Here is a 25,609-nt window from a genome sequence, read left to right as displayed (position 1 = left end):
GAACACCATGCCTTTGCCTACCGCCCCGGCCAAGCTCGGCCATCTCCTTCCGGCCGAAGAGTACAAGGCCAAAGCCCGGCCTTCGAAGCAGCCGAAAAAACAGGCTGCGGCGAGCGACGACGACGCCATCGGCTCGGTCGAGACCGTCGCCGCCGAGCGTCCCGCAGCTGCGAATGCGGCCACCACGCTGCGCTCCATCGCCAGTGACGTGCTCGCGCAGGCGCCGCAGGACGCATCCGCCGAGACGCCCGCCGCTGCCGCGCCGGGCGCGCCCGTTGCGCGCGGCCGTCGCACGAAGCAGACTGCCGCTCTCTTGCAGCCGGTGCCCGCTGCGCGCCAGAAAGAGGAAGAGACGAGCGAGGAAGCCCGTCCCGTCAAGCGCGAGGCGCGCGCGGACGCGCCTGCCGCGACGCCGGCCCCGAGCGCCGCGCCCGCCAAGGACGCGCGCACGCAGAACAAGCGCCGCCAGCGCGGCGCGGTCGAGGAAGAACTGCGCAAGCTCTTCGTGCTCGACACCAACGTGCTGATGCACGACCCGAGCTCGCTTTTCCGCTTCGAGGAACACGACGTCTATCTGCCGATGATGACGTTGGAAGAGCTCGACAATCACAAGAAGGGCATGTCGGAAGTGGCGCGCAATGCGCGTCAGGTGAGCCGCACGCTCGACGCGCTTGTCGCGCACGCGGGCCAGATGTCGGAGGGCATTCCGCTTGCCGCGCAGGGCAACCGCGACGCGCTCGGCCGCCTGTATTTCCAGACGACGCTGACCGATATCGAGCCGGTCGAAGGCCTGCCTATCGGCAAGGCGGACAACCAGATTCTCGGCGTCGTGCGCGCGCTGCAGAAGGAGCGGCCGGATCGGCAGGTCGTGCTGGTGTCGAAAGACATCAACATGCGCATCAAGGCGCACGCGCTCGGCCTGCCCGCCGAGGACTACTTCAACGATCAGGTGCTTGAAGACAAGGACCTGCTCTATTCCGGCGTGCGCGCGCTGCCCCAGGATTTCTGGACGAAGCACGCGAAGGGCATGGAAAGCTGGCAGGACACCAAGACCGGCACCACGTATTACCGCGTGACCGGGCCGCTCTGCCCGTCCATGCTCGTCAACGAGTTCGTCTATCTCGAGCCGCAGAACGGCGAGCCATCGTTCCACGCGGTCGTGCGCGAACTCAACGGCAAGACGGCGCTGCTTCAGACGCTGCGCGACTACGGGCATCACAAGAACAATGTGTGGGGCATCACGGCGCGCAATCGCGAGCAGAACTTCGCGCTGAATCTCTTGATGAATCCGGAAGTCGATTTCGTCACGCTGCTCGGTCAGGCGGGCACCGGCAAGACGCTGATGGCGCTCGCGGCCGGCCTCGCGCAAGTGCTCGACGACAAGCGCTACAACGAAATTATCGTGACGCGCGCGACGGTGCCGGTCGGCGAGGACATCGGCTTCCTGCCGGGCACCGAGGAAGAAAAGATGCAGCCGTGGATGGGCGCGTTCGACGACAACCTCGAAGTCCTCCAGAAAACCGACGATGCCGCCGGCGAATGGGGCCGCGCAGCCACGCAGGAATTGATCCGCTCGCGGCTTAAGGTCAAGAGCATGAACTTCATGCGCGGGCGGACGTTCGTCGATAAATACGTGATCATCGACGAGGCGCAGAACCTGACGCCCAAGCAGATGAAAACGCTCGTCACGCGCGCCGGTCCGGGTACGAAGATCGTGTGCCTCGGCAACATCGCGCAGATCGACACGCCGTATCTGACCGAAGGGAGTTCGGGGCTGACTTACGTCGTCGACCGCTTCAAGGGCTGGACGCACAGCGGCCATGTGACGCTGGCGCGCGGCGAGCGTTCGCGACTGGCGGACTACGCTTCGGACATTCTGTAAAGCACGCGCACTTCAATGCGACGGCCCGGCGGAGCGATCCGCCGGGCTTTTCTTTGTCCGCGCGTTCCGCTCTCGCAACACTTATCGCACAAAGTTAAAGTGAAACCTCACGATGTCTTGCCGCACGGCCGTGCGGCGGGCTAGTATCGGCGGACTGTCTTCTCTTCGGCGAGCGCGCTCGCTCGGCTTCAATGCGTCGAATCTGGCTACCGCTTTTCGTGTCCGTCCTGCTTGCCGCGTGCGGAAGCGCGCCGCAACAGGCGGCGCGCAAGCCCGCGGTCTCGGCCGGCACGACGCCGCGCGCGTATAAGCCGCCGTCGGGCTTCCCGAACTTCGTCGATCACAGCGTCGGGCGCGAGGAAATTTCCATTCAGGCGATGTCGCTCGTCGGCGTGCCGTATCGATGGGGCGGCAATACGCCGGAGGCAGGTTTCGATTGCAGCGGGCTCGTGCGCTATGTCGTTGATCGCGCCGCGTCCGTGAATCTGCCGCGCACGACCGCCGAAATGAGCGGGCGCGGAGAATCCATCGAGCCGGACGAAGTCGCGCCCGGCGACCTGATCTTCTTCAACACGACCGGGCGGCCGCATTCGCATGTGGGCATTTATGTCGGCAAGCTGCGTTTCGTGAATGCGCCGTCGACGGGCGGCACCGTGCGGCTCGATTACCTGACGAATCCTTATTGGGCGAAGCGGTTTGACGGCATTCGCCGCGTCGCGCCGCCGAAGACGGCGCCGACGCCGTTCGATGCGCCGACGTATGTGGCGTCGCGCGGGGCGGATTCTGGGGAGCCGGCGTATGCGCGTCAGCCGATGCCGGCAACGGCCAGTGTCGCTGCCGTCGAGCGACCGTCGACGTCGATCGGCGCGGCGCAGCTGCAAACGTCTATGGCTTCGGCATATGCGAGCCGGGCGCCTGTCTCAGCGACGACGGCTGGTGCTTCCGTCGCCTCGGCCAATGTCCGCCAGAAGCCGGCCGCAATCACCGGCGCGGACTCTTTCGAGCCGCCGCCGGCGTCGGTGAACGCTGCGCAGCGGCAGTGGTCGGCTGGGGCTTCGGCTTACGCCCGCCAGACGCCCGCAGCACCCGCTGGCGCCGATGCCTTTGAGCCGCCGCCTACATCGTTGAGCGCTGCGCGACGGCAATCGTCTACTGGGGCTTCGACTTACGCCCGCCGAACGCCCGCAGCACTCGCTAGCGCCGATGCGTTCGAACCGCCGCCTGCATCGTTGAGCGCCGAGCAGAGGCAATCGTCGGCGACGGCTTCGGCCTACGCGCAGAAAGCGCCCGCAGTGGCCACTAGCGGCGACGCCTTCGAACCACTGCCCGCATCGTTGACCGCCGCGCAGAGGCAGGCGTCTGCTGCGCCTTCGGCCTACACGCGGCAAGCGCCTACCGCAGCCGCCAGCGCGGACGCCTTCGAGCCGCCGCCTGCATCATTGACCGCCGCGCAACGGCAATCGTCCGCTGCGGCTTCGGCCTACGCGCGTCAAACGCCCGCAGCATCAGCCAATGCCGATTCCTTCGAACCGCCACCCGCTTCGTCGAGCGCGGCGCAGCGGCAATCGTCTGCAGCGGCTTCGGCCTACGCACGTCAAGCGCCTGCGGCATCGGCCAATGCCGATGCCTTCGAACCGCCGCCCGCTTCGTTGAGCGCTGGGCAGCGGCAATCGTCCGCTGCGGCTTCGGCTTACGCGCGTCGAACGCCTGGCGCAGCCGCCAGCGCGGACGCTTTCGAACCGCCGCCCGCTTCGTCGAGCGCGGCGCAGCGGCAATCGTCTGCAGCGGCTTCGGCCTTCGCCCGTCAAACATCTGCCGCCGGCGCTGACCCATACGAACCACCGCCCGCATCGTTGAGCGCCGCACAGCGCCAGTCGCAGACAGCCAGCAGAAGAACAATCGCGCCCGCGAGCCAGGCACCCGATCCGATCCAGGCCGCCGCCGATGCCTACGAGCCTCCACCGCCACTCTCACGCGCCGCGCGGCAGCAAGCGCAAGCGGCCATGGCGTCGCAGCCCGCCGAACCGCCCGTGCGCGCGATGCGGGCGTCGACGGGCTCGCTTACTCCGCCGCGCGCCGCATCGAACGACGACCCCATCGCCCGGTTCGCAACAGGCGCCGACTGACGCGACGCCAAGCCGCGCAATGCGACACTCACGCCGTCCTCTGCTATCGTGTCCGATACTTCCTCGACAGCGGCATCAAAGAACCGATAGGAGCGCAAGATCATGGATCTGGGACTGGCCGGCAAGGTCGTGTTGATCACGGGCGGCAGCAAGGGAATCGGCTTTGCGTGCGCGAAGGCGTTTGCGAGCGAAGGCGCGAAAGTCGCCATCGTGTCGCGCGATGCCGCGAATCTCGCCCGTGCGCGCGAACAACTGGCGGCCGACGGTCATCACGTCCACCTCGCGCGCGCCGATCTGCACGAGGCGCATAGCGCGGAAGACGTGGTCGAAGAAGCGAGCGCGGCGCTCGGTCCCATCGATATTCTGATCAACAGCGCAGGCGCCGCCCGCCGCTACGACCCCGATACGCTCGACGCCGCCGCCTACAAGGCCGCGATGGACGCGAAGTACTTCTCGTACGTCTATCCGCAACAGGTCGTGCTCAAGCGCATGGCCGAGCGCCTGCGCAGCGATCCCGGCGCGGAGCCGGGCGCGATCGTCAACATCGTGGGCATGGGCGGCAAGATCGCGACGGACATTCACATCGCGGGCGGCGCGGCCAACGCGGCGCTGATGCTCAACACCGTCGGACTCGCGCATCACTACGCGAAGCTCGGCATTCGCATCAACGCGATCAATCCGGGCGCGACGCTCACCGAACGCGTCGAGGAAGCGCTGCAACTGGAGGCGCAACGACAAGGCGTCACGCGCGATCAGGTGCTCGCCGAAAGTCAGGCCAAGGTGCCGCTCGGGCGTTACGCGAAACCGGAGGAAATCGCCGACGTCGCCCTCTTTCTGGCGAGCCGCCGCGCGAGTTATGTGTCGGGCGCGATCATTCCGATGGACGGGGTGTCGTCGCCGATCATCTGATGCGCCGCGGCCCGCTTTCTAACGCGGGCCGCAGGCCAAAGTTGACTGCTTACAGGAAGCGGTGCCCGAGCCACCAGCCGGCCGCGGCGAGCGCCGAGGAAGCTGGGATCGTCAAAATCCACGCCCACACGATATTGCCCGCGACGCCCCAGCGCACCGCGCTGAACTTCTGCGTCGCGCCCACGCCGACGATCGCGCCGGTGATGGTGTGCGTCGTGGAAACGGGAATGCCGAGGAACGACGCGACGAAGAGCGTGATCGCCCCGCCCGTCTCCGCGCAAAAGCCGCCGACGGGTTTGAGCTTGGTGATCTTCTGGCCCATCGTGCGCACGATGCGCCATCCGCCAAACAGCGTGCCGAGCCCCATCGACAGATAACAGAGCCCGATCACCCAGATCGGCGGCGCGTCAGAGCCCACGGAAGCGTAGCCGGTTGCGATCAGCAGCATCCAGATGATGCCGATGGTCTTCTGCGCGTCGTTGCCGCCGTGCCCGAGCGAATACAGCCCGGCCGAGAGCAATTGCAGCCGCCGGAAACGCCGGTCCACTTTCGACGGCGGCGTGCGGAAATACAGCCACGACACCAGCAGCATGAAGAACGAGCCGAGCACGAAGCCGAGCAGCGGCGAGATGAAGATGAACGCGACCGTCTTCAGGAGCCCGTCCCAGTTCAGCGAGCCCCAGCCCGACTTTGCGAGCGCGGCGCCGACGAGCCCGCCGATCAGCGCGTGCGACGAGCTCGACGGAATGCCGTACACCCACGTGACGATGTTCCAGCCGATCGCGCCCACGAGCGCGCCGAAGATGACGTAGTGATCGACGATGTCGGGGTCGATCGTGCCCCTGCCGACCGTCGCGGCGACTTTCAGGTGAAAGATGAAATACGCGATGACGTTGAACGCCGCGGCGAACGCGACGGCTTGCTGCGGCTTCAGCACGCCGGTTGAAACGACCGTCGCGATGGAGTTGGCGGCGTCGTGGAAGCCGTTCATGAAGTCGAACACGAGTGCGACCATGACGAGCGTAGCGACTGCCCAGATAGCGAGTTGAATCGAATGCATCAGTTGGTGTGGTATTGACCGGCGCTGTACTGACGGCCGGTCTGTGTCGTCATCGCCCGCCGCATCCGATGAGTCCTGCGCGAACGGGCTCGGGCGGCATGATCAGGCGTTTTCCAGCACGATGCCTTCGATGATGTTCGCGACATCCTCGCACTTGTCGGTGATCGTCTCCAGAAGCTCGTAGATCGCCTTGAGCTTGATGAGCGTCTTCACGTCGTCTTCCTCGCGGAAGAGCTTCGACATGGCCGAGCGCAGGACGCGGTCCGCGTCCGACTCCAGGCGGTCGATTTCTTCGCAGATCTTGAGAATTTCACTTGCGCGTTTCATGTCTTCGAGCAGACTCACGGCCTGCTGCACGCGCAGACACGTGGCCGTGCAGATATGCGCGAGCTGGCTCGCTTCCGACGTCACCGCGCGCACGTCGTACAGCGAAATGGCTGTGGCGACGTCCTCCATCAGGTCGAGGATGTCGTCCATCGTCGTGATGAGCTTGTGGATTTCGTCGCGATCGAGCGGCGTGATGAACGTCTTGTGCAGCAGATCGATGGTTTCGTGCGTGAGCTTGTCGGCACGCTTTTCGTTGGTCTGGACGTTCTGCTTGTGAACCTCGGCTTCGTCGAGGTTGTCGATCAGCAGTTCGAGCTCGCGGCTTGCATCGACCATGCATTTCGCGTGCGCGTTAAAAATCTCGAAGAATTTGCCCTCTGTGGGCATGAAACGACCGAACATGAAAGTCCCGATAGATGGGTCAATGAGGCTGACATCAAACCGACATATTGTACCTGCGCCCAGCACCCCGCGCACCGCGCTCGGACGCCGCGTGCATGGGGCTCTGATCGAAGGCTTGACAGTCTTGCGTGAACGAGGCTATTCGCCGCCGTAGAAGCTCTGAACGCCGGCGAAGTTGTCGAACTTCGTGTATTGGCCGTGGAACGTCAGGCGAACCGGTCCGATGGGACCGTTACGCTGCTTGCCGATGATGATTTCCGCGGTGCCTTTGTCCGGACTGTCAGGGTTATACACCTCGTCGCGGTAGATGAAGAGGATCACGTCCGCGTCCTGCTCGATAGCGCCGGACTCGCGCAGGTCGGACATGATCGGCCGCTTGTTCGGACGCTGCTCGAGACCGCGATTGAGCTGCGACAGCGCGATTACCGGCACGTCGAGTTCCTTCGCGAGCCCCTTCAGCGAACGCGAGATCTCGGAGATCTCGGTTGCGCGGTTCTCGCCGCCGCCGGAGCCTGACATCAGCTGCAAATAGTCGACGATGATCAGCCCGAGCTTGCCGCACTGGCGCGACAGGCGCCGCGCCCGCGAGCGCAATTCCATCGGATTGAGGCCACCGGTTTCGTCGATGAAAAGCTGCGCCTCGCTCATTTTCTGCACGGCATGCGTGAGCTTCGGCCAGTCTTCGTCGGTGAGACGGCCCGTGCGCATGCGGTGCTGATCGAGCCGGCCGACCGAGCCGAGCATACGCATGGTCAACTGCGTGCCGGGCATTTCCATCGAGAACACGGCAACGGGTAAGCCGTACTCGACGGCCACGTATTCGCCGATGTTCATCGAAAACGCCGTCTTACCCATCGAGGGGCGCCCCGCCACGATAATCAGTTCGCCGCCGTGCATGCCCGAGGTCATGCGGTCGAGATCGACGAAGCCAGTCGGCGTGCCGGTGACGTCGCTCGGATTCGCCGTGTGGTAAAGCGTGTCGATGCGCTCGACGACCTGCGTCAGCAGCGGTCCGATTTCGAGGAAGCCCTGCGTGCCGCGCGCGCCGTCTTCGGCGATCGAGAACACGCGCGCTTCGGCTTCGTCCAGAATCTGCCGGACTTCCTTGCCTTGCGGATTGAATGCGTCGGCGGAGATTTCATCCGCCACGGACACGAGACGGCGCAGCACCGCGCGGTCGCGCACGATTTCCGCATAGCGGCGGATATTCGCCGCGCTCGGCGTGTTCTGCGCGAGCGCGTTCAGATACGCGAGGCCGCCCACTTCCTCGGCCTTGCCGGCCATCGTCAGCGATTCGTAGACGGTGATCACGTCAGCCGGCCGCGTCGCGGCGATCAGCTTGCCGATGTGCTCGTAGATGATGCGATGGTCGTAGCGATAGAAGTCGCTCTGCGACATCACGTCGGCGATGCGGTCCCATGCCGCGTTATCCAGCAGCAAGCCGCCGATCACCGATTGCTCGGCTTCGATCGAGTGCGGCGGAACCTTCAGCGCGTCGAGTTGCGGATCTTTGGACGGTGCGTTCATGGGGTGGAATTATCGACGAAATCGGCCATGCGGTGTATTGATCGGACAAACAAAAAAGGCAGGAACCCGCGAAGGTTCCTGCCCTTTCTTACTGCTCGCGAAGCCGAAGCCTCGCGTGAAACTTAGGCGTGTTCGCCAAGCACCGACACCGTGACGTCGACCACGACGTCCGTGTGCAGCGCCACTTGAACCGGATGGTCGCCGACCATCTTCAGCGGGCCTTGCGGCAGACGCACTTGCGCCTTTTCCACTTCCGCGAAGCCTTGCGACTTCAGTGCTTCGGCGATGTCCGCGTTCGTGACCGAACCGAACAGACGGCCGTCGACGCCAGCCTTCTGCGAGATCTGAACCGTGAAGCCGTTCAGCTTGTCGCCTTGAGCTTGCGCTGCAGCCAGCTTTTCAGCGGCGTTCTTTTCGAGTTCGGCGCGGCGAACTTCGAATTCGGCGATCGCGTCCTTGGTCGCGCGGCGAGCCTTCTTGCCGGGGATCAGGAAGTTACGTGCGTAGCCGTCCTTGACCTTGACGATGTCGCCCAGGTTGCCCAGGTTGACGACCTTTTCCAAAAGAATGATTTGCATTTTTGGCTATTCCTTATGCGTCGTCTGATTAGGCCTTGTGCAGGTCGGTGTACGGCAGGAGCGCGAGGAAACGCGCGCGCTTGATTGCCGTGTCGAGCTGGCGCTGATAGTGCGCCTTGGTGCCAGTCAGACGAGCCGGCGTGATCTTGCCGTTTTCGCCGATGAAGTCCTTCAGCGTTTCCGTGTCCTTGTAGTCGATGTACTCGACGCCGGCTGCCGTGAAGCGGCAGAACTTCTTGCGCTTGAAGAGCGGGTTTTGTTGCTGACGACGCTTGTCGAATTTCTTACCAGTCGGGCGGGGCATGTTCAGTCCTTTCCAATGTCCTGCAATTCTGTGATGTGAAACACCAGGGTTCGGGAGTTACGGCCTTTCTTCGCCAGAAAGCCGGTGAAGCGCGTTTCGACGCCCATCGGACAGCTTTCCAGCCTGCCGCTCGCTTCTCCGGCGGCGACCGCGGGCAGTGTCAGTTCGATCTTCCGGGCGATGCCCGCTTCGACGACTTCCGCCGCGTGTTGCAACGTGCAGCTTGCGATCGGAATGCCGGCGGGCGTGTATCGCACCGGTTCGCGTTCCACGACGCTCGCTGTCAGTTGCAGCCGGTTCACGAGTGAGTTTCGGTTCCCTGGTGGCTTGACAGTGCTGAACTGTCCTTAAGCCTGCGCTTCGGACGGCTGGCTGGCCGCCTTCTTGGCTTCTTCGCGCTGCACTTCCTTCATCATCGGCGACGGGCCGGTTTCGGCCTTCTTCATCTTGACGATGAGGTGGCGCAGAACGGCATCGTTGAACTTGAACGCGTGTTCCAGTTCTTCGAGCGTCGCCTGGTCGCATTCGATGTTCATGCAGACGTAGTGAGCCTTCGCGAGTTTCTCGATCATGTAGGCCAGTTGGCGGCGGCCCCAGTCCTCGATACGGTGGATCTGGCCACCGTGCGACGTGATCGTGCTCTTGTAACGCTCGATCATCGCGGGCACTTGCTCGCTTTGATCGGGATGCACGATAAAGACGATTTCGTAATGACGCATATTCACTCCTTGTGGCTACTTGTGGATTGAAGCCGCCCGAGCGTCGGACCGGTGCGGCAAGTGAGAAGCCAGCGAGTATATAACGTTTGGCGGTCGGACGGCAAGCCAAACCGGAGTTTTCCGACTGACTTTCGCCGCTTTTTCAATCATTTAGCGCGCGTGCATCCGTCTGCCGATGCGCTTCGCCGGGCGGCTCGACCGCGCGGCTCCAATAACCCGGCTGCGCATAGATTTCCTTAAGATAATCAATGAAGTAGCGCACGCGCGCCGGCACGTAGCGTTGTTGCGGATAGACGGCGAGGATGTCGTAGTCGGGCAACTCGTACTCGTCCAGCACGGTTTCCAGTTCGCCCGCCGCCAGTTGGCGCTGAATCTCCCACGTCGAGCGCCAGCCGAGCCCGAGCCCTTCCGACACCCAGCGATGCAGCAATTCCCCGTCGTTGCAGTCGAGGTTGCCGCTCACGCGTACGGTCGCGAGTTTGCCGTTGCGCCGGAAGTACCAGCCGCGGTTCTGCCCGCCTTGCAGGTTGAACGCGAGGCAGTTGTGATTCGGCAGATCGTCGAGCGATTTCGGCTTGCCGTGCTTGCGGAAATACGCGGGCGTGCCGCACACCACGCGCCGGTTGCTCGCCAGCTTCACCGCGACGAAGTTCGGATCGACCGTGCCGCCGATGCGAATCGACAAATCGTAGCCCTCGCGCACCAGATCCACGACGCGGTCGGTCAGATTGAACGACATCTGCAATTCCGGCTTGTCGGCAAGGAACGCCGGCGCGTGCGGCGCGACGTGCATACGCCCGAACGCCGCCGGCGCCGACACGATCAGATGCCCGCCGACCGCGCGCCGCCCCGCCGCAAGTTCGTTTTCCGCCTGATCCCACTCGGCGAGCAGATTCTTGCAGCGGTCGAGGAACGCCGCGCCCTCTTCGCTGACGACGAGCCGCCGCGTCGAGCGGTACATCAGCTTGACGCCGAGACGCTTTTCGAGCGCGTCGATCCGCCGTCCGAGAATGACCGGCGACACGCCCTCTTCCAGCGCCGCGGCCGCGAGGCTGCCGGCTTCCGCAACGCGCACGAATGTCTCGATCTGCTTGAAGCGGTCCATTTCCTTGTCTCCTGTGCCAAGCCGCGCCGCTGCGTCATTCGAAACTTTTTGTTTGGGAAAAAGCGACTCCGACTGATCTTATCAAACCTTTTTCACAATCTTAAAGTGCAACGGAACCCTGCTTCGATGCAGACAGCGATAACGGAAAGAGACTGAAGGAAGGAGACAATCATGGCCAAGATGAGAGCCGTCGACGCAGCCGTCCTCGTGCTGGAAAAGGAAGGTATCGATACCGCGTTCGGCGTGCCGGGCGCCGCCATCAACCCGTTCTACTCGGCGATGAAAAAGTCGGGCAGCATCAGCCACGTGCTCGCGCGCCACGTCGAAGGCGCGTCGCACATGGCCGAAGGTTATACGCGCGCCGCGCCCGGCAACATCGGGGTATGCATCGGCACGTCGGGGCCGGCGGGCACGGACATGATCACCGGCCTCTACTCCGCTTCCGCCGACTCGATTCCGATTCTCGCGATCACCGGGCAGGCGCCGCGCGCACGGCTCTACAAGGAAGACTTTCAGGCGGTCGATATCGAATCGATCGCCAAGCCCGTCACGAAGTGGGCCGTGACCGTGCGCGAACCGGCGCTCGTGCCGCGCGTGTTCCAGCAGGCGTTTCATCTGATGCGCTCGGGCCGCCCCGGCCCCGTGCTGGTTGATCTGCCGATCGACGTGCAGCTCGCCGAAATCGAATTCGACATCGACACCTACGAGCCGCTCCCGGTCTACAAGCCGAAAGCGACGCGCGCGCAGATCGAAAAGGCGCTCGCGATGCTCAACGACGCCGAGAAGCCGCTCATCGTCTCGGGCGGCGGCGTGCTGAACGCGGCGGCCGAAGACCTGCTCGTGCAATTCGCCGAAACGCTGGGCGTGCCCGTCATCCCGACGCTGATGTCGTGGGGCGCCATCCCCGACGATCACCCGCTCATGGCCGGCATGGTCGGCTTGCAGACGTCGCATCGCTACGGCAACGCGACGATGCTCGCATCGGACTTCGTGCTCGGCATCGGCAATCGCTGGGCGAACCGGCATACGGGCAGCGTCGAGGTCTACACGAAGGGCCGCAAGTTCGTTCACGTCGATATCGAGCCGACGCAGATTGGCCGCGTGTTCGGACCGGAGCTCGGCATCGTCTCGGATGCGAAGGCGGCGCTTGAACTGTTCGTCGAAGTGGCGAAGGAATGGAAGGCCGCGGGCAAGCTGAAGCACCGTAGCGCGTGGGTCGCGGACTGCCAGCAGCGCAAGCGCACGATGCAGCGCAAGACGCACTTCGACAACGTGCCGATGAAGCCGCAGCGCGTCTATGAAGAGATGAATCTGGCGTTCGACCGCGACACGTGCTTCGTGACGACGATCGGTCTTTCGCAGATCGCCGGTGCGCAGTTTCTGCACGTGTTCAAGGCGCGCAACTGGATCAACTGCGGTCAGGCCGGCCCGCTCGGCTGGACGATTCCCGCTGCGCTCGGCGTGCGTGCGGCGGACCCGCAGCGCAAGATCGTCGCGCTCTCCGGTGACTACGACTTCCAGTTCATGATCGAAGAGCTTGCGGTCGGCGCGCAGTTCAAGCTGCCGTACGTGCATGTCGTCGTGAACAACTCGTACCTCGGTCTCATTCGTCAGGCGCAGCGCGGCTTCGACATGGACTACTGCGTGCAACTCGCGTTCGACAACATCAACGCGCCGGAACTCGAAGGCTACGGCGTGGATCACGTCGCAGTCGCCGAGGGCCTCGGTTGCAAGGCGCTGCGCGTGTTCAAGCCCGAGGACATCGCCGGTGCGCTGAAGCAGGCACAGGCGCTCGCGGCGGAACATCAGGTGCCGGTCGTCGTCGAGATGATCCTCGAACGCGTGACCAACATCGCGATGGGTACCGAGATCGACGCCATCAACGAGTTCGAAGAGCTCGCCGAGAGCCGTGCCGACGCGCCCACTGCCGTCACGCCGCTCGACTGAAGCATCAACTGACGACCCACTGACCGACCATCGGGAAAAGAACAATGCCGAAATTCGCCGCGAATCTGACGATGCTCTTCAACGAAGTCCCGTTCCTCGACCGCTTTGCGGCGGCGGCGAACGCGGGCTTCAAGGCAGTCGAATTCCTGTTCCCGTATCCATATTCGATCGCTGATCTTAAAACGCGCGTGCAGGACAGCGGCTTGCAGATCGTCTTGCACAACCTGCCTGCCGGTAACTGGGAAGCAGGCGAGCGCGGAATCGCGTGTCTGCCGGACCGCGTCGCCGAGTTTCGCGACGGCGTGCCGCGCGCGATCGAATACGCGAAGGCGCTGAACGTGCCGCAACTGAACTGCCTCGTCGGCATTCCGACAGCAGGCGTCTCGGCGCAACAGGCGCGCGAAACGATCATCGAGAACCTTCGTTTCGCCGCCGACGCGTTGAAGCAAGAAGGCATCCGTCTGCTCGTCGAGCCGTGCAATTCATACGACATTCCGGGCTTCGCGCTGAACCGTTCGCACGAAGGACTCGACGTGATACGCGCGGTCGGCTCCGACAATCTCTTCCTGCAATACGACATCTATCACATGCAGCGCATGGAAGGCGAGCTGGCCGCGACGATCAAGAAGAACCTGTCGTCGATCGCGCATATTCAGCTTGCCGACAACCCCGGCCGCAACGAACCCGGCACCGGCGAAATCAACTACGCGTTCCTGTTCGATCTGCTCGATTCGATCGGCTATGACGGCTGGATCGGCTGCGAATACAAGCCGCTCACGGGCACCGAAGCGGGCCTCGGCTGGCTGCGCTCGATCGCGACGGACAAGGCGCGCGCCGCTGCCTGAACCACGACACAAAGGAGGAGCACACAGTATGGCAACGATCGGTTTCATCGGCCTCGGCATCATGGGCGCGCATATGGCGCGCAACCTCATCAAGGGTGGTCACGCGCTCGTCGTGAACGGCAAGTATCCGGTGCCCGACGATATCCGCGCGCAAACGAAAGTCGTCGCGGACTCGACGGCCGTCGCGCAGGCAAGCGAGATCGTCATCACGATGGTGCCCGACACGCCCGATGTCGCCAACGTCTTGTTCGCCGATGACGGCGTGGCCAACGGCTTGAGCCAGGGCAAGCTCGTGATCGACATGAGCTCGATCAATCCGCTCGACACGCAGGAGTTCGCGAAGAAGATCAACGCGCTCGGCTGCGATTACCTCGATGCGCCCGTGTCCGGCGGCGAAGTCGGCGCGCGCGAAGCGACGCTCACGATCATGGTGGGCGGCCCGGAAAAGTCGTTCAACATCGCGAAGCCGCTCTTCGAACTGATGGGCAAGAACATCTCGCTCATCGGCGACAACGGCGCGGGTCAGACCTGCAAGGTGGCGAATCAGATCATCGTCGCGCTGAACATCGAAGCGGTCGCGGAGGCATTGCTTTTCGCGTCGCGTTCGGGCGCCGATCCGGAGCGCGTACGCAAGGCGCTCATGGGCGGGTTCGCATCGTCGCGCATTCTCGAAGTGCACGGCGAGCGCATGACGAAGCGCACGTTCAATCCCGGCTTCCGGATCGAACTGCATCAAAAGGACCTGAACCTCGCGCTCGACGGCGCGCGCAAGATGGGCCTCGCGCTGCCTCACACGGCGAGCGCGCAGCAGTTGTTCAGCGTATGCGCGGCCAATGGCGGCAAAGCGTGGGATCACTCTGCGCTCGTGCGCGCGCTCGAAATCATGTCGAACTTCCAGGTGGCGGAAGAACCGCAGCAAGCGAAGGCTGCAGCGTAAGTTCGCGCCTGAACCGTGGGGCGTCCCGCGTATGGGCACGCGGGACAAATGCCGCTCTGGGCTGAGGGCGGCAAGTGGGGTCCGAGAGCGGCATCCGGCGGCGCGCCGGGCTAGCCTTGGTCGGTCAGACGGTTTGCCGTCGGGTGTCCGCGTCGGATTGCGTTCAGTAGGTATCGAAGAGGCGTTGCAGCGCCGCAGCGTCTTCCACGCCGGCCGATAGCGCCAGCATCAACAGCACGCGCGCCTTGTACGGATTCAGCGTTCCCGCGCTGATCGTGCCGAGCGCATCGTCGCTGGCTGCGCCGTTGCGCATCACATGTCCGGAGCCGACGCGCGATGCCCGCACGACCGCGACGCCCGACTTCACCGCATCGCTCAGGGCTTCCGCGATGCTCTCGTGCATCGAACCGTTGCCCGTTCCCGCGACGACGATTCCATTCACGCCCGCCGCGACCAGCGCATCGATCGCCACGCGCGAAACGCCCGCGTAGCTCGCGACGATCTCGACCATCGGCCAGTTCTTCGGCGCGGTGAATTCGCTTGCCGTCGTATGCGGTTTCGTGACCGTACGCTGGAATTCCACGCGGCCGTCCTGCACGAAACCGAGCACGCCGGTTTCGGGCGAGCGAAAGGCATCGACGGCATAGGTGCTCGTCTTCGTCACATCGCGGGCGCTGTGGATCTGGTTGTTGAACGCGACGAGCACGCCCTGCCCCAATGCTTGTTTCGACGCCGCGACCGTCACCGCATTGAGCAGATTGAGCGGGCCATCGGCGGATAGCGCGGTCGATGGCCGCATCGCAGCCGTCAGCACGACAGGCTTCGAAGTCTTCACGGTCAAGTGCAGCAAATACGCCGTTTCTTCGAGCGTGTCGGTACCATGCGTGATGACGATGCCGTCGATATCGTTCTGCGCGGCGAGTTCATTGATGCGCGCGGCGAGCGTTGTCCAGAGCGCGAGGCTCATGTCCTTGCTGTCGATGCTCGCGATCTGTTCGGCATGAATTCGCGCGACGGAAGCGAGCGCAGGCACCGCGTCGAGCAGCTTGTCGACGCCGACGACGCCCGCCCTATAACCGGCCGTGGACGCAGCATTACCGGCCTGTCCGGCAATCGTGCCGCCCGTTGCAAGAACGGCAATGCGAGGAAGAGTCTGTGTGTTCATGCCGGCGATTGTAAATCAGCCGGCATGCGCGTTTCAGGCCGCTTCGCGCAGTTGCGCCGCGATTTGCGCTTCGTCGAGTTGCGGCGCGAACATTTCGATAAGCCGGTACGCATACGCGCGCAGGAACGCGCCCTTGCGCAAGCCCACGCGCGTGGTGCTCGCCTCGAAAAGATGTTGCGTATCGAGCGCGACGAGTTCGGTGTCGCGCTTGGCGTCATAGGCCATCGCCGCGACGATGCCGATGCCCATGCCCAGTTCCACATACGTCTTGATCACGTCCGCGTCGATGGCGGTGAGCACGATGTCGGGCATCGCGCCCGCGCTCGCGAACGCCTGATCGACGTGCGAACGCCCTGTGAAATCCTGATCGTAGGTGACGATCGGATATTCGGCGATCTGCTCCAGCGTAATGTCTTTACGCCCCACGAGCGGATGGTCCTTCGGCACCACGACCGTGTGATGCCACGAATAGCACGGAAACGTCACGATGTCGGGATAGCGGTCGAGCGCTTCGGTCGAGATGCCGATATCCGCCTCGCCGTTCACGATCATCTGCGCGATCTGTTGCGGACTGCCCTGCCGCAGCGCCAGATGCACCTTCGGAAATATTTCGGTGAACTGACGGATCACTTTCGGCAACGCGTAGCGGGCTTGCGTGTGCGTCGTGGCGACCACGAGATGCCCGTTGTCCTGATCCGCGAACTGGCGCGCCACGCGCCGCAGGTTTTCCGCATCGAGCAACATGCGCTCGATCAGTTGATGCACCTGCTTGCCCGGCTCGGTCAGGCCGGTGAGCCGCTTGCCGCGCCGAATGAAGATATCGACGCCCAGTTCGTCTTCGAGATCCTTGATCTGCTTGGACACGCCCGACTGCGACGTGTACAGCACGTTCGCGACTTCCGTCAGATTCATGTTCTGACGCACGGCCTCGCGCACGAAGCGCAGTTGCTGGAAGTTCATGGTTCGCCTCTCTTGTCTTGCTGCCGTTTTATGGATGTCTCATTGCGCGGGAAAGACGCGCAGCGCACGCGGCACGGCGCGCACGCCATCGCCGATATCGAGCTTCAGCGCGCGCCACGCTTCCCGATCCAGTTCTGCTTCGAGCACGCCGCCCGCGTCGCCTTCCAGTTCCACACGCACCGAGCCGCCGAGCGTCACCACGCGCCGCACGCCGACCACGATACCGTCGCGATGCGCGAGACCCGCGGCATCGTCGGCGCGGTACAGCGCGAGGTCGTGCGGCCGGACGTAAGCGAGCGCGCGGCCGCTGAAGTGCGCTTGCGCGGCGATGGCTTGCGCCGCGCCATCCGCGACGAAGCCGCCCGCATCGACATGACCCTGAAGGCGATTCGCCGCGCCGAGGAATTCATAGACGAACGATGTCTGCGGATGATCGTACACATCCTGCGGGCTGCCGACCTGCTCCACGCGGCCATGATTCATCACGACGATGCGATCCGCCACTTCGAGCGCCTCTTCCTGGTCGTGCGTGACGAAGAGCGTGGAGATATGCAGATCGTCGTGCAGGCGTCGCAGCCAGCTTCGCAGTTCCTTGCGCACCTTCGCATCGAGCGCGCCGAACGGCTCGTCGAGCAACAGCACTTTCGGTTCGACAGCGAGTGCTCGCGCGAGCGCGATGCGTTGTCGCTGCCCGCCCGAAAGCTCCGAAGGAAACCGCTGCGCGAGCCAGTCCAGTTGCACGAGCTTGAGCAATTCGTGCACTTTCTCGCGGATCACGGCTTCCGACGGACGCTCGCGGCGCGGCTTCACGCGCAGACCGAACGCCACGTTTTCGAACACCGTCATGTGGCGGAACAGCGCGTAATGCTGGAAGACGAAGCCCACTTGCCGGTCGCGCGCGCCCACCTGCGCGACGTCCTCGCCGTTTAGCACGACCTGACCGGCATCGGCATATTCGAGGCCCGCGATCACGCGCAGCAGCGTGGTCTTGCCGCATCCCGACGGCCCGAGCAGCGCGACGAGCTCGCCCGCGGGAAAGTCGAGGGTGACGTTGTCGAGCGCGGTGAAATCGCCGAAGCGCTTTTGCAGATTGCGAACGATGATGCTCATGATGTGTCCTTTGCCTTAGTTCGTGGCGCCTGCATCGGCGAGCGATTGCGACATGCGGCGTTCCGCGACGAGCTTGAGTCCGAGCGTCACGAGCGCAAGCAACGCGAGCAGCGAGGCGACGGCGAACGCGGCCGAGAAGTTGTATTCGTTATAGAGGATCTCGACGTGCAGCGGCATGGTGTCGGTTTGTCCGCGAATATGGCCCGATACCACCGACACCGCGCCGAATTCGCCCATCGCGCGTGCATTGCAGAGAATCACGCCATACAGCAGGCCCCACTTCACGTTCGGCAGCGTCACGCGGCGAAAAATCTGCCAGCCCGACGCGCCTAGCACATGCGCGGCTTCTTCCTCGTCGTTGCCTTGCGCCTGCATCAGCGGAATCAGTTCGCGCGCGACGAACGGGAACGTCACGAAGATCGTCGCGAGCACGATGCCCGGCACCGCGAAGAGGATCTGCACGTCGTGCGCCGCGAGCCACGGACCGAACCAGCCTTGCGCGCCGAACATCAGCACGTAGATCAGGCCGGAAATCACGGGCGAAACCGAGAACGGCAAGTCGATGAGCGTGGTCAAGAGCGCCTTGCCGCGGAAGTCGAACTTCGCGATCGCCCACGACGCCGCGAGGCCAAACACGACGTTGAGCGGCACGGCAATCGCCGCCGTCGTCAACGTGAGCTTGATGGCGGACCACGCGTCCGGGTCTTTCAGCGACTCGAAGTAATAGTCGATGCCCTTTGCGAACGCTTGCGCGAACACGGCGACGAGCGGCACCACGAGAAAGAGCGCGAGGAACAGCAGCGCGATGCCCGTGAGCAGCCAGCGCACCGCGCGCGGTTCGGTGACGGGATCGAGCGTGCGGGCATCGCGTGGCGCAGCGGTGTTCATCGCGATGGCTTTCGTATCGGGCGTGCTCATGCGTGGCTCCCTTGCGCGGCAACAGGCTGCGCGGCGTGCGCAGGGATCGCGCCCGTGCGGCTCGTGCGCCGTTGCAGGAACCATTGCAGCGTGTTGATGAGGAGCAGCATCAGAAACGACACGCACAGCATGACGACGGCGAGCGCCGTGGCGCCCGCATAGTCGTATTGTTCGAGCTTCGTGATGATGAGAAGCGACGTAATTTCCGACTTCATCGGCACGTTGCCCGCGATGAAAATCACCGAGCCGTATTCGCCGAGCGCGCGCGCGAACGCCAGCGCGAAGCCCGTCAACAGCGCCGGGAAAAGCGACGGCAACACGACGCGGCGAAACGTCAGCCAGCGCGTCGCGCCGAGGCACGCGGCGGCTTCTTCCTGCTCGCGCTCGAAGTCTTCCAGCACCGGCTGCACCGTGCGCACGACGAACGGCAAGCCGATGAACGTCAGCGCGACCAGCACGCCGAGCGGCGTGAACGCGACCTTGACGCCGAGCGGCGCGAGAAACTGCCCGATCCAGCCGTTGCCCGCATACACGGCCGCGAGCGAGATGCCCGCGACGGAGGTTGGCAGCGCGAACGGCAAATCGACGATGGCATCCACGATGCGCTTCATCGGAAAGGTATAGCGCACGAGCACCCACGCGACGAGAAAGCCGAACACCGCGTTGATGAGCGCTCCGCCGAGCGCCGCGCCGAAGGTCAGCCGATACGACGCCAATACGCGCGGCGATGTCACCGCGCGGACGAACTGCGCCCAGTCGAGCGTCGCCGTCTTCGCGAACGTGGCGGCGAGCGGTATCAACACCACGAGGCTCAGATACGCGAGCGTGATGCCGAGCGTCAGGCCGAAGCCCGGTAGCGCGCTCGGCTTGCGCAAAGTGAAAGTCGTCATCCTTGCTTTCGTCCTGTTCCAGTGCGCCGGGGAGCGCGTGTCATCAAATGCTTATATGACCGGCGGCGTCATGGCGCGCCGCTTCGGCTTGCTTCTCGCGTGTCGCTTGTCGCGGTTACTGCGGTTGATAGATCGAGTCGAAAACGCCGCCATCCGCGAAATGCGTCTTCTGCGCCTTGGTCCAGCCGCCGAACGTGTCGTCGATGGTGTAGAGCTTGATCTTCGGGAACTGCTTCGTGAGGTCGGCCGGCACCTTGTCCGAGCGCGGACGATAGAAATTGCGCGCGGCAATCTGCTGGCCTTCGTCGCTATACAGATACTTCAGATACGCCTCAGCGAGCTTGCGCGTGCCATGCTTGTCGACGACCTTGTCGACCACCGCGACCGGCGGCTCGGCCAGAATGCTCACAGAAGGCACCACGATCTCGAACTTGTCCGGACCGAACTCCTTCAACGACAGAAACGCCTCGTTCTCCCACGCGATCAGCACGTCGCCCTGGCCGCGCTGCACGAAGCTCGTCGTGGCGCCGCGCGCGCCGGAATCGAGCACGCCCGCGTTCTTGTACAGCTTCGCGACGAAGTCCTTCGCGGTTTGCTCGTTGCCGCCCGGCTTGTGCTGCGCGTAGGCCCATGCGGCGAGATAGTTCCAGCGCGCCCCGCCCGACGTTTTCGGGTTCGGCGTGACGATGGAGACGCCCGGCTTCGTGAGGTCGTCCCAGTCCTTGATGTGCTTCGGGTTGCCCTTGCGCACGAGGAAAACGATCGTCGACGTGTACGGCGAGGCGTTATCCGGCAGCCGCTTCTGCCAGTCCGCAGCGACGAGTCCCTTGCCCGCGAGCGCGTCGATGTCGTACGCGAGCGCAAGCGTGACGACGTCCGCCTGCAGGCCGTCGATGACCGCGCGCGCCTGTCCGCCGGAGCCGCCGTGCGACTGCTTGAACGTGACGGTCTCGCCGGTTTCCGCCTTCCACTTCTTGGCGAATGCCTGATTGAAGTCCTGATACAGCTCGCGCGTCGGGTCGTACGACACATTTAGAAACGACGTCTGCGCGTGGGCTTGCGTGCTCGCCGCGACCATCGCGCCGATGCCCGCCGCCGTCAGCGCCAGCGCGGTCAGCGCTTTGCGTGCCCTGGTCCCCAATCCCGCTTTCGTGCTTTGCATTCCCCGTTCTCCGTCTTATCCAATTGACGGAATCAGTCTATCGGCGGGCCTATATGAACAGAAATAATCGTTTTTCAGTCTTTTATATCGAAAGCTGCTAAAGCGGGTCGCCGGCCGTTGCGGGCGGGCGAACGTCGGAGCGTGTTGCGGTTTCGAGCCGAACTTAAAGTAATGCTTGAAAAGCGCCGAATACTGTATAAAAATACAGTCATCTGTTGATCCATACAGTGCACGAGAGGCCCGAGCCAGTGACCAGAACCTCAAAACTTACCGCGCGTCAGCAGCAGGTCTTCGAACTGCTCCAGCGTGCAATCGAGCGCACCGGCTTTCCGCCGACCCGCGCGGAGATTGCCGCTGAGCTTGGCTTCAGCTCCGCTAACTCTGCGGAAGAGCATCTGCGGGCACTGGCGCGCAAGGGCGTCATCGAACTGGCGGCGGGTTCGTCGCGCGGCATCCGGCTGATCGGGGACGCTGGCCGTTCGGAAGACGTTCCGCACCAGTTCACCTTGCCGCACGCGAGCATCATGCAGCTCTCGTTGCCGCTCGTAGGCCGGGTGGCGGCGGGCAGTCCTATCCTCGCGCAGGAGCATATTTCGCAGCACTACGCGTGCGACCCCGCGCTCTTTTCCAGCAAGCCGGACTACCTGCTGAAGGTGCGCGGCTTGTCGATGCGCGACGCCGGCATTCTGGACGGCGACCTGCTCGCCGTTCAGAAGCGCACCGAGGCGAAGGACGGACAAATCGTCGTTGCGCGGCTCGGCGACGACGTCACGGTCAAGCGTTGGAAGCGCCGCCCCGACGGCGTCGAGCTCATCGCGGAGAACCCGGACTACGAGAACATTTTCGTACGGTCGGGCAGCGGAGACTTCGCGCTGGAAGGCATTGCAGTGGGCCTGATCCGCTCGGGCGAGTTCTAGTCAGCGGCGGCAGCGCCCGTTCAAGCATCGCTGCCCGCCTCTTCACGCCACGCACGACGCGGCGCGTTTCGAGTACATCAAGCACGGACGGCAGCCGCTCGCGGCATGCCGCGGTGCGTCCTATCGTCTGGAGAGTCATGATGGAACGTTTTGCCCGTTTGCTGCCCTTTCGCCAGTTCGGCCGTCTGCGTCATCTGCGTGCGTTGATTCCTTGCGGCGCCGCGGCGCCTTCGCGAGCTGAAGCTGCACCGGATCTCTTCGATTCCATGCCCGCGCTGCCGTCTCGCCAGCCTGCGTTCGCGCGCGTGTCGCTGACGCAGACGGTTCACGCGGAGCCGCCGCGGAGCACTCCCGTGCGCGTGTACCGAAGCGAGTCGCGGCTGATCCTCGTCGGCAAGATCGGCGAAGTGTCGCGCATGATCGACCGCTGCATCGACGAAGAGCGCGCCGGTCTGACGGGCGGAACGGTGGCGTGAAGTGGCGGCGAGTTGGGGAATCTGTCGTGCGGCGGCGTGGTCAATCCGGCATTGACCTTCGCTAGAGGCTTGACTGTCGCATGTCCCGCACCGCTCGTTTCATTGTCGCCACGCTCGCCGCCCTATTGCTCGTCGCGGCGCTCGGCTTCGTCTACGCGTCGCCATATATCGTGCTGAACCGCGTCAAGCGCGCCGCCGACGCGCGCGACGCCCAAACGGTCAACCAATACGTCGATTTCCCCGCGTTGCGCGCGAGCTTGAAGGATCAGATCGCCGCGCTGCTCACGCGGCGCATCGATGTGCAGAAGAGCGGCAACCCGCTCGCGATCATCGGCGCGATGATCGGCGCGGCGCTGGTCGGCCCGCTCGTGGATTCATACGCGACGCCGGACGGAGTCGCCGCCATTCTGAACGGCATACCGCCGCGCGGCAATCCCGGCGAACGTCCGCCCGCGGCCGGCCAGGCCGATGCAAACGCGTCGGCGTCCGTGAGCCCGTCCAATCCGGCTCCGCAACCGCCGCAGACGACGGCCGGCTATCGCGGCATCAACACGTTCGTCGTGACGTACCAGCACGGCGCAGGCGACGCCCGCTATTCCGCCATCTTTCACCGCAGCGGCCTGGTGTCATGGAAGCTCGTCGCCGTCGACCTCAACGGCTGACGTGCGATCACCAGCCATCCACGCTCACGCGCCCGCTTCGGCCTTCGCAGGCTTCGCGGCATACGCAGCGGCATCTTCCGCTTCCGCTGATTCGCCTGCCTGACAGACGGCAACCAGAATGCTGCACGACACGCGATCCAGCAAAGGCGTGTTGCCCGCGCCCATCCACCAACGAGCGAGTCCGCTCCGGCAGCGGTGCCCGACGACGACGAGATCGACCTTGAGGCTGTCGGCCAGCGCCGCGATTTCGTCGATCGGATGGCCGAACGCGAAATGCCCCTGCGCCGACAGGCCACGTTCGCGCAGCCACTCGACGCCTTCCTGCAAGATATCGCGCGCCGCGTCTTCGAAGCGCCCGCAGGCCATATCGGTCAGCAATCCGGCGCTCTGCGCGATGCTCGACCGCATGTCGACCACCGCGAGCACGTGCGTTTCCGCGTTGAGGTCGAGCGCGAGGTTCGCGCCCTGGCGCAGCGCTTTGCGGCCCTCTCTGGAGCCGTCGTAGCACAGCAGAATCTTTCTATAGCTTGTCATGATGCCTCCCTGCCGCATCGCGAATTGACTGCGGCGTAACTTCATGATCCTGTGCCGCGCCGGACGTGGCAACGATGGAAAACGCTAACTTCACGCAATAGCGCGCCGAATCCGCGCCACGTTGGACTCGTGACAAGCTGGCCGCGTGCCAGATTGCGACGAAGCCCGTCGCACAAGGCTTCGCGGCTTTCGGCATGCTCGCACGACTCGCCCGGCGCACCGCTTCTGCCCGCGCAAGCGCCGCGCCGGTGCATTCGATTACACTAGCTCGCTGAACTTTCCCCGGCACAAAACGCATGACACAGCGCACCACGCGCGAGCACGCCCCCGAAGCGGCCGTCGCGCCCGCCATCGAATTCAGCGAAGTCATAAAAAGCTACGGCGCGAAGAACGTCGTCGACGGCCTCTCGTTCGACGTGCGTCCCGGCGAATGCTTCGGCCTGCTCGGGCCGAACGGCGCGGGCAAGACGACAACGCTCAGGATGCTGCTCGGCATGACGTCGCCCGATCACGGAAACATTCGGCTCGTCGGCGAACCGGTGCCGTCGCGCGCGCGTTTCGCCCGCGAACGCGTCGGCGTCGTGCCGCAGTTCGACAATCTCGATCCCGACTTCAGCGTACGCGAGAACCTCGTCGTCTTCGGCCGCTACTTCGGCATTGCGGGCGCGCGCATGGACGCGCTCGTGCCGTCGCTGCTCGAATTCGCGCGGCTCGAAAACAAGGCGGATGCGCGCGTCGGCGAATTGTCCGGCGGCATGAAGCGGCGGCTGACCTTGGCGCGCGCCCTCGTCAACGATCCCGACGTGCTGATCATGGACGAACCGACCACCGGTCTCGATCCTCAGGCCCGCCATCTCATCTGGGAACGTCTGCGCTCGCTGCTGGCGCGCGGCAAGACCATGCTGCTCACCACGCATTTCATGGAGGAAGCCGAGCGCCTGTGCGACCGCGTCTGCGTAATCGAAGAAGGCCGGAAGATTGCCGAAGGCCGTCCGCGCGACCTGATCGCGTCGGTGATCGGCTCGGACGTGATCGAGATCTACGGCCCCGACCCGCAGGCGCTGGCCGCCGAACTGCAACCGCTCGTCGAGCGCATGGAAGTGAGCGGCGAGACGCTTTTTTGCTACGTCGACGATCCGCAAGCCGTTCACGCGCGCGTCAAGGGGCGCGAGGGCGTGCGCTATCTGCATCGTCCGGCGAATCTGGAAGATGTTTTCTTACGCCTGACCGGGCGTGAAATGGTGGATTAAACGCGATGGAAACCTTCGATCAACCGCGCGTCGCCAGCAAAAAGCCCAGTGAGACGCACCCGCGCGACGCCGCGCCGCTCACCAACGCGCTGCCCGCGAACGCAACGCACTGGATGTCGGTCTGGCGGCGCAATTACCTCGTCTGGAAAAAGCTCGCGGTCGCCTCGATGATCGGCAACCTCGCCGACCCGATGATCTATCTGTTCGGCCTCGGACTCGGTCTCGGGCTGATGGTCGGTCATGTCGAGGGCGTGTCGTATATTGCGTTTCTCGCCGCGGGCACGGTGGCCTCCAGCGTGATGATGTCCGCGAGCTTCGAGGCGATGTACTCCGGCTTCTCCCGCATGCATGTGCAGCGCACGTGGGAAGCGATCATGCACACGCCGCTCACGCTCGGCGATATCGTGCTCGGCGAAGTGGTCTGGGCCGCGAGCAAGTCGGTGCTCTCGGGCGTCGCGATCATGCTGGTCGCGGGCGCGCTCGGCTACGCGAGTTTTCCGTCGATGCTGCTGGCGCTGCCCGTTATCGTGTTGACCGGGCTGGCGTTCGCGAGCACCGCGATGATCGTCACGGCCATCGCGCCGAGCTACGACTTCTTCATGTTCTATCAGACGCTCGCGCTCACGCCGATGCTGCTGCTCTCCGGCGTGTTCTTTCCGGTCGCGCAACTGCCCGCGCTCGCGCAACATGTGACGCAGGCGCTGCCGCTCGTGCACTCCGTCGAACTGATTCGCCCCGCGATGCTCGGCCGCCCGCTCGACGGTTTCGCGCTGCACGCAGGCGTGCTGGCCGCTTATGCCGTGCTGCCGTTCTTCGTCTGCGCGTGGCTTTTCCGCCGTCGCATGATGAAATGAAAAACGGCGATGGACCGTCGCGGTCCATCGCCGTCTAACGAGC

The 25,609-nt window shown here is 64.2% G+C and carries 25 protein-coding genes and 1 pseudogene; 11 read left to right on the top strand and 15 right to left on the bottom strand.

The genetic code is table 11. The annotated features are described in order from the left end of the window. Positions 1 to 7: 7 nt before the first annotated feature. The 3 genes and pseudogenes from JYK05_RS06055 to JYK05_RS06045 all read left to right on the top strand — a co-directional run bounded on the left by JYK05_RS06055 (position 8) and on the right by JYK05_RS06045 (position 4,917). On the top strand, positions 8 to 1,882 hold the full coding sequence (locus JYK05_RS06055; RefSeq protein WP_206468090.1) for a PhoH family protein: 1,875 nt from the start codon (positions 8 to 10) through the stop codon (positions 1,880 to 1,882). Positions 1,883 to 2,073: 191 nt separating this feature from the next. Beyond that, a pseudogene (locus JYK05_RS06050) lies at positions 2,074 to 3,135 on the top strand (NlpC/P60 family protein); the annotation flags it as partial. Between the two features lie 975 nt (positions 3,136 to 4,110). Beyond that, on the top strand, positions 4,111 to 4,917 hold the full coding sequence (locus JYK05_RS06045) for an SDR family oxidoreductase (RefSeq protein WP_175940244.1): 807 nt from the start codon (positions 4,111 to 4,113) through the stop codon (positions 4,915 to 4,917). Positions 4,918 to 4,966: 49 nt separating this feature from the next. On the opposite strand, the gene JYK05_RS06040 is transcribed toward JYK05_RS06045, so the two are convergent. The 8 genes from JYK05_RS06040 to JYK05_RS06005 all read right to left on the bottom strand — a co-directional run bounded on the left by JYK05_RS06040 (position 4,967) and on the right by JYK05_RS06005 (position 10,939). After that, positions 4,967 to 5,977, bottom strand: coding sequence for an inorganic phosphate transporter (locus JYK05_RS06040; RefSeq protein ID WP_175940243.1), 1,011 nt, complete (start codon positions 5,975 to 5,977; stop codon positions 4,967 to 4,969). 102 nt (positions 5,978 to 6,079) lie between these two features. Further along, positions 6,080 to 6,706 (bottom strand): DUF47 domain-containing protein, encoded by a 627-nt coding sequence (locus JYK05_RS06035; protein ID WP_175940242.1) that lies wholly within the window; start codon positions 6,704 to 6,706, stop codon positions 6,080 to 6,082. 138 nt (positions 6,707 to 6,844) lie between these two features. Beyond that, on the bottom strand, positions 6,845 to 8,233 hold the full coding sequence (locus tag JYK05_RS06030; RefSeq protein ID WP_175940241.1) for a replicative DNA helicase: 1,389 nt from the start codon (positions 8,231 to 8,233) through the stop codon (positions 6,845 to 6,847). A 122-nt stretch (positions 8,234 to 8,355) separates the two neighbouring features. Further along, on the bottom strand, positions 8,356 to 8,811 hold the full coding sequence (rplI, locus tag JYK05_RS06025) for a 50S ribosomal protein L9 (protein ID WP_175940240.1): 456 nt from the start codon (positions 8,809 to 8,811) through the stop codon (positions 8,356 to 8,358). Positions 8,812 to 8,839: 28 nt separating this feature from the next. Then, a complete protein-coding gene (gene rpsR / locus JYK05_RS06020) occupies positions 8,840 to 9,115 on the bottom strand; it encodes a 30S ribosomal protein S18 (RefSeq protein WP_007000150.1) in 276 nt (91 codons plus the stop codon). A gap of 2 nt (positions 9,116 to 9,117) precedes the next feature. Beyond that, positions 9,118 to 9,417 (bottom strand): primosomal replication protein N, encoded by a 300-nt coding sequence (gene priB, locus JYK05_RS06015; RefSeq protein ID WP_159836079.1) that lies wholly within the window; start codon positions 9,415 to 9,417, stop codon positions 9,118 to 9,120. A gap of 45 nt (positions 9,418 to 9,462) precedes the next feature. Continuing rightward, on the bottom strand, positions 9,463 to 9,834 hold the full coding sequence (rpsF, locus tag JYK05_RS06010) for a 30S ribosomal protein S6 (RefSeq protein WP_061117413.1): 372 nt from the start codon (positions 9,832 to 9,834) through the stop codon (positions 9,463 to 9,465). A 142-nt stretch (positions 9,835 to 9,976) separates the two neighbouring features. Beyond that, positions 9,977 to 10,939 carry a LysR family transcriptional regulator gene (locus JYK05_RS06005; protein ID WP_206468089.1) on the bottom strand — a complete coding sequence of 321 codons (963 nt, stop codon included), beginning with the start codon at positions 10,937 to 10,939 and terminating at the stop codon, positions 9,977 to 9,979. A 171-nt stretch (positions 10,940 to 11,110) separates the two neighbouring features. On the opposite strand from JYK05_RS06005, the gene gcl reads away from it, so the two are divergent. From gcl to JYK05_RS05990, 3 genes are read left to right on the top strand one after another with little or no spacing between them, the layout of a single operon-like run. Further along, positions 11,111 to 12,886, top strand: a complete 1,776-nt coding sequence (gene gcl / locus JYK05_RS06000) for a glyoxylate carboligase (protein ID WP_206468088.1) — start codon at positions 11,111 to 11,113, stop codon at positions 12,884 to 12,886. A 44-nt stretch (positions 12,887 to 12,930) separates the two neighbouring features. Next, positions 12,931 to 13,731 (top strand): hydroxypyruvate isomerase, encoded by an 801-nt coding sequence (hyi, locus tag JYK05_RS05995; protein WP_206468087.1) that lies wholly within the window; start codon positions 12,931 to 12,933, stop codon positions 13,729 to 13,731. A 28-nt stretch (positions 13,732 to 13,759) separates the two neighbouring features. Beyond that, positions 13,760 to 14,668 (top strand): 2-hydroxy-3-oxopropionate reductase, encoded by a 909-nt coding sequence (locus JYK05_RS05990; protein WP_175940236.1) that lies wholly within the window; start codon positions 13,760 to 13,762, stop codon positions 14,666 to 14,668. Between the two features lie 163 nt (positions 14,669 to 14,831). Here the strand turns inward: JYK05_RS05990 and JYK05_RS05985 are convergent, their stop codons facing one another. From JYK05_RS05985 to JYK05_RS05960, 6 genes are all read right to left on the bottom strand, one after another. Next, positions 14,832 to 15,833, bottom strand: a complete 1,002-nt coding sequence (locus JYK05_RS05985) for an asparaginase (protein WP_206468086.1) — start codon at positions 15,831 to 15,833, stop codon at positions 14,832 to 14,834. Between the two features lie 33 nt (positions 15,834 to 15,866). After that, the gene (locus JYK05_RS05980) at positions 15,867 to 16,793 is read right to left on the bottom strand and encodes a CysB family HTH-type transcriptional regulator (protein WP_206468085.1); all 927 of its coding nucleotides are present in this window, start codon (positions 16,791 to 16,793) and stop codon (positions 15,867 to 15,869) included. A gap of 39 nt (positions 16,794 to 16,832) precedes the next feature. Beyond that, the gene (locus JYK05_RS05975) at positions 16,833 to 17,903 is read right to left on the bottom strand and encodes a sulfate/molybdate ABC transporter ATP-binding protein (RefSeq protein ID WP_175940233.1); all 1,071 of its coding nucleotides are present in this window, start codon (positions 17,901 to 17,903) and stop codon (positions 16,833 to 16,835) included. Between the two features lie 15 nt (positions 17,904 to 17,918). Further along, entirely contained in the window at positions 17,919 to 18,821 is a 903-nt protein-coding gene (cysW, locus tag JYK05_RS05970; RefSeq protein ID WP_206468084.1) for a sulfate ABC transporter permease subunit CysW, read from the bottom strand. Further along, a complete protein-coding gene (gene cysT, locus JYK05_RS05965; protein WP_206468083.1) occupies positions 18,818 to 19,711 on the bottom strand; it encodes a sulfate ABC transporter permease subunit CysT in 894 nt (297 codons plus the stop codon). Before cysT ends, cysW begins: the two co-directional genes overlap by 4 nt. 115 nt (positions 19,712 to 19,826) lie before the next feature. Beyond that, positions 19,827 to 20,873, bottom strand: a complete 1,047-nt coding sequence (locus tag JYK05_RS05960) for a sulfate ABC transporter substrate-binding protein (RefSeq protein WP_206468082.1) — start codon at positions 20,871 to 20,873, stop codon at positions 19,827 to 19,829. 248 nt (positions 20,874 to 21,121) lie between these two features. On the opposite strand from JYK05_RS05960, the gene lexA reads away from it, so the two are divergent. The 3 genes from lexA to JYK05_RS05945 all read left to right on the top strand — a co-directional run bounded on the left by lexA (position 21,122) and on the right by JYK05_RS05945 (position 22,928). Beyond that, positions 21,122 to 21,790: a transcriptional repressor LexA gene (gene lexA, locus JYK05_RS05955; RefSeq protein ID WP_175940229.1), complete on the top strand. Its 669-nt coding sequence runs from the start codon at positions 21,122 to 21,124 to the stop codon at positions 21,788 to 21,790. Positions 21,791 to 21,930: 140 nt separating this feature from the next. Continuing rightward, on the top strand, positions 21,931 to 22,266 hold the full coding sequence (locus tag JYK05_RS05950) for a hypothetical protein (protein WP_206468226.1): 336 nt from the start codon (positions 21,931 to 21,933) through the stop codon (positions 22,264 to 22,266). Positions 22,267 to 22,346: 80 nt separating this feature from the next. Continuing rightward, complete coding sequence (locus JYK05_RS05945; protein ID WP_206468081.1) at positions 22,347 to 22,928, top strand: DUF2939 domain-containing protein; 582 nt, start codon at positions 22,347 to 22,349, stop codon at positions 22,926 to 22,928. Between the two features lie 24 nt (positions 22,929 to 22,952). On the opposite strand, the gene JYK05_RS05940 is transcribed toward JYK05_RS05945, so the two are convergent. Next, a complete protein-coding gene (locus tag JYK05_RS05940; protein ID WP_175940227.1) occupies positions 22,953 to 23,462 on the bottom strand; it encodes a universal stress protein in 510 nt (169 codons plus the stop codon). 296 nt (positions 23,463 to 23,758) lie between these two features. Here JYK05_RS05940 and nodI point away from each other — a divergent pair, with 296 nt between their 5' ends. Continuing rightward, entirely contained in the window at positions 23,759 to 24,712 is a 954-nt protein-coding gene (gene nodI / locus JYK05_RS05935; protein WP_175940226.1) for a nodulation factor ABC transporter ATP-binding protein NodI, read from the top strand. 5 nt (positions 24,713 to 24,717) lie between these two features. Beyond that, positions 24,718 to 25,566: an ABC transporter permease gene (locus JYK05_RS05930; RefSeq protein WP_206468080.1), complete on the top strand. Its 849-nt coding sequence runs from the start codon at positions 24,718 to 24,720 to the stop codon at positions 25,564 to 25,566. Positions 25,567 to 25,609: the final 43 nt, after the last annotated feature.

The sequence above is a fragment of the Caballeronia sp. M1242 genome (assembly GCF_017220215.1).
Taxonomy (GTDB): domain Bacteria; phylum Pseudomonadota; class Gammaproteobacteria; order Burkholderiales; family Burkholderiaceae; genus Caballeronia.
The sequence above is the reverse complement of the archived record's forward strand: the minus strand, read 5'-3'. Positions and strand labels throughout refer to the sequence as shown.

What these genes read in the sequence shown, in the direction of transcription:
- JYK05_RS05950 (WP_206468226.1), top strand. Translation starts at nt 21,931, where the DNA reads ATGGAACGTTTTGCCCGTTTGCTGCCCTTTCGCCAGTTCGGCCGTCTG.
- JYK05_RS05960 (WP_206468082.1), bottom strand. Translation starts at nt 20,873, where the DNA reads ATGCAAAGCACGAAAGCGGGATTGGGGACCAGGGCACGCAAAGCGCTG.
- cysW (WP_206468084.1), bottom strand. Translation starts at nt 18,821, where the DNA reads ATGAGCACGCCCGATACGAAAGCCATCGCGATGAACACCGCTGCGCCA.
- JYK05_RS06045 (WP_175940244.1), top strand. Translation starts at nt 4,111, where the DNA reads ATGGATCTGGGACTGGCCGGCAAGGTCGTGTTGATCACGGGCGGCAGC.
- JYK05_RS05930 (WP_206468080.1), top strand. Translation starts at nt 24,718, where the DNA reads ATGGAAACCTTCGATCAACCGCGCGTCGCCAGCAAAAAGCCCAGTGAG.
- JYK05_RS05980 (WP_206468085.1), bottom strand. Translation starts at nt 16,793, where the DNA reads ATGAACTTCCAGCAACTGCGCTTCGTGCGCGAGGCCGTGCGTCAGAAC.
- cysT (WP_206468083.1), bottom strand. Translation starts at nt 19,711, where the DNA reads ATGACGACTTTCACTTTGCGCAAGCCGAGCGCGCTACCGGGCTTCGGC.
- rpsR (WP_007000150.1), bottom strand. Translation starts at nt 9,115, where the DNA reads ATGCCCCGCCCGACTGGTAAGAAATTCGACAAGCGTCGTCAGCAACAA.
- JYK05_RS06005 (WP_206468089.1), bottom strand. Translation starts at nt 10,939, where the DNA reads ATGGACCGCTTCAAGCAGATCGAGACATTCGTGCGCGTTGCGGAAGCC.
- JYK05_RS06055 (WP_206468090.1), top strand. Translation starts at nt 8, where the DNA reads ATGCCTTTGCCTACCGCCCCGGCCAAGCTCGGCCATCTCCTTCCGGCC.
- JYK05_RS05940 (WP_175940227.1), bottom strand. Translation starts at nt 23,462, where the DNA reads ATGACAAGCTATAGAAAGATTCTGCTGTGCTACGACGGCTCCAGAGAG.
- nodI (WP_175940226.1), top strand. Translation starts at nt 23,759, where the DNA reads ATGACACAGCGCACCACGCGCGAGCACGCCCCCGAAGCGGCCGTCGCG.
- JYK05_RS05975 (WP_175940233.1), bottom strand. Translation starts at nt 17,903, where the DNA reads ATGAGCATCATCGTTCGCAATCTGCAAAAGCGCTTCGGCGATTTCACC.
- JYK05_RS06030 (WP_175940241.1), bottom strand. Translation starts at nt 8,233, where the DNA reads ATGAACGCACCGTCCAAAGATCCGCAACTCGACGCGCTGAAGGTTCCG.
- JYK05_RS05945 (WP_206468081.1), top strand. Translation starts at nt 22,347, where the DNA reads ATGTCCCGCACCGCTCGTTTCATTGTCGCCACGCTCGCCGCCCTATTG.
- rplI (WP_175940240.1), bottom strand. Translation starts at nt 8,811, where the DNA reads ATGCAAATCATTCTTTTGGAAAAGGTCGTCAACCTGGGCAACCTGGGC.
- JYK05_RS05990 (WP_175940236.1), top strand. Translation starts at nt 13,760, where the DNA reads ATGGCAACGATCGGTTTCATCGGCCTCGGCATCATGGGCGCGCATATG.
- JYK05_RS06040 (WP_175940243.1), bottom strand. Translation starts at nt 5,977, where the DNA reads ATGCATTCGATTCAACTCGCTATCTGGGCAGTCGCTACGCTCGTCATG.
- rpsF (WP_061117413.1), bottom strand. Translation starts at nt 9,834, where the DNA reads ATGCGTCATTACGAAATCGTCTTTATCGTGCATCCCGATCAAAGCGAG.
- JYK05_RS05985 (WP_206468086.1), bottom strand. Translation starts at nt 15,833, where the DNA reads ATGAACACACAGACTCTTCCTCGCATTGCCGTTCTTGCAACGGGCGGC.
- hyi (WP_206468087.1), top strand. Translation starts at nt 12,931, where the DNA reads ATGCCGAAATTCGCCGCGAATCTGACGATGCTCTTCAACGAAGTCCCG.
- gcl (WP_206468088.1), top strand. Translation starts at nt 11,111, where the DNA reads ATGGCCAAGATGAGAGCCGTCGACGCAGCCGTCCTCGTGCTGGAAAAG.
- JYK05_RS06035 (WP_175940242.1), bottom strand. Translation starts at nt 6,706, where the DNA reads ATGTTCGGTCGTTTCATGCCCACAGAGGGCAAATTCTTCGAGATTTTT.